The 1,476-nt window shown below is 49.1% G+C and carries 2 protein-coding genes; both read left to right on the top strand.

The window, feature by feature from the left end; all coding sequences use genetic code 11:
- Nucleotides 1-302: 302 nt before the first annotated feature.
- Nucleotides 303-665 (top strand): helix-turn-helix domain-containing protein, encoded by a 363-nt coding sequence (locus tag TH606_RS11145; RefSeq protein WP_068544067.1) that lies wholly within the window; start codon nt 303-305, stop codon nt 663-665.
- Nucleotides 658-1,245: an ImmA/IrrE family metallo-endopeptidase gene (locus TH606_RS11140; RefSeq protein ID WP_068544065.1), complete on the top strand. Its 588-nt coding sequence runs from the start codon at nt 658-660 to the stop codon at nt 1,243-1,245. The genes TH606_RS11145 and TH606_RS11140 overlap by 8 nt, the downstream gene beginning before the upstream one ends.
- Nucleotides 1,246-1,476 lie beyond the last annotated feature (231 nt).

Raw genomic sequence — 1,476 nt, 5'->3', positions numbered from 1 at the left:
GCAGTTCTCGACGTTGAAGCCTCTGCGCACGAGAGCCGTGACCACGATAGCGGCTTCTTCCCTGGAAAAGGCCGCCGCCCAAAGCTCAACCCGCGTGCCGTGTTTCGTTACTTTGGTGGCCCTGAACTTCCTCATGACATCCTCCTTTCTGAGTTTCTTGTGTCATTGACATGTTTATTTAATAGAATGTCATTGACACAAAGTCAAGAGGAAAATTCGTTGACGGGGAGGGGTTGACAGTCAAAATGTTTCGCTTTATCTTGAGAACAGTTCGCTAAATATTGAGAACGGGAGGTGAAAAAATGAGTAGGTTCGGCGAGCTCATCTTTAAGGCCAGGACTGATAAAGGGCTTACCGTTCGGGAGCTCGCCGCCAAAGCCAAGATGTCTCCAGGCTATCTCTCTGAAATAGAGCACGGGAAAAAGAACCCGCCTAAAGATCCTCAGATAATTCGTAGGTTAGCCAAAGCTCTCGATCTGGATGAAAATGAACTTTTCTCTCTAGCCAAAGAGTCAAGAATCACTCCGGAAAAAATACGAGAACTCAGACGGTTTATTCAGTCTCGCGGAGAGCTAGGTTTTGCCCTTCTTCGCGCAGTTGAAAAGGCTCCGGAATATAAACTTGAAAAGATCATAAAAGAACTTTTGGAGGAGGAAAATGGCTAAGACCTTTCGCGTCAGACCTCTTTCGCGTGCTCAAATTCGTCGTCTGGTCCTGGAAATCTTGGCCGATATCCAGCCGGGTGCCCTACAAAAGCCCCAACCAAGCGATGTGGAAAGGCTCTTTGATGTTTACATTCCCCGCAATTTTAGAATTCAGACTGGTTACGTAGGTTATGATGAAATTCCGGCAGAGGCGGTTGGGGTTACCAAAGCGATAGAACGCAAAAGTTACGTGGCCAGAGAGCTGCTTGAAGCGGAAAAATGGCATGAACAGCGTTTCTTCCGATCTACAGTGGCCCATGAAAGCGGACACTGCTGCCTAAGGCATCCATTTCAAATCGAGCATTTCGTGTCAGTGCTGGGCCGAAAGGAAAGCCTTCTCTTTCGTGTGGAGGAGACCAGGCTCAGACCTTTTGAAAACCCAGAATGGCAGGCCTGGGCTTTTGCCCAGGAATTTTTGATGCCATTCCCGACACTAACAATTTTACTGCAACAGGAGGTAAATGTTTATGAGTTGGCTGACATTTATGAGGTGAACCCTGCTTTCGTAAGGAGCAGATTACGAAGTCTTAAAAAATTTTAGGGCGCCTAAACTCAACCGCGGGTCGGCGCCCCTTGACAGGATGGGAAACTTTCTAAAACCACCTTCCTAATAGCATACGTTTCCCTCCCCTGTCAAGCAAAGGCCCGCCAGGAGGTTGCCATGCGAAGGCCTCCAAAGAGGCCGCGCGATGTGCGCTTTGTGCGCTATTTTCGCCACTGGCGCACGGGGCGCATTATCTACGCGGAAGACTACGGCCTTAAGGCCTTCCCG

Origin of the sequence: Thermodesulfatator autotrophicus (genome assembly GCF_001642325.1) — a bacterium.
Taxonomy (GTDB): domain Bacteria; phylum Desulfobacterota; class Thermodesulfobacteria; order Thermodesulfobacteriales; family Thermodesulfatatoraceae; genus Thermodesulfatator; species Thermodesulfatator autotrophicus.
This window is presented reverse-complemented; position numbering and strand designations above follow the sequence as displayed.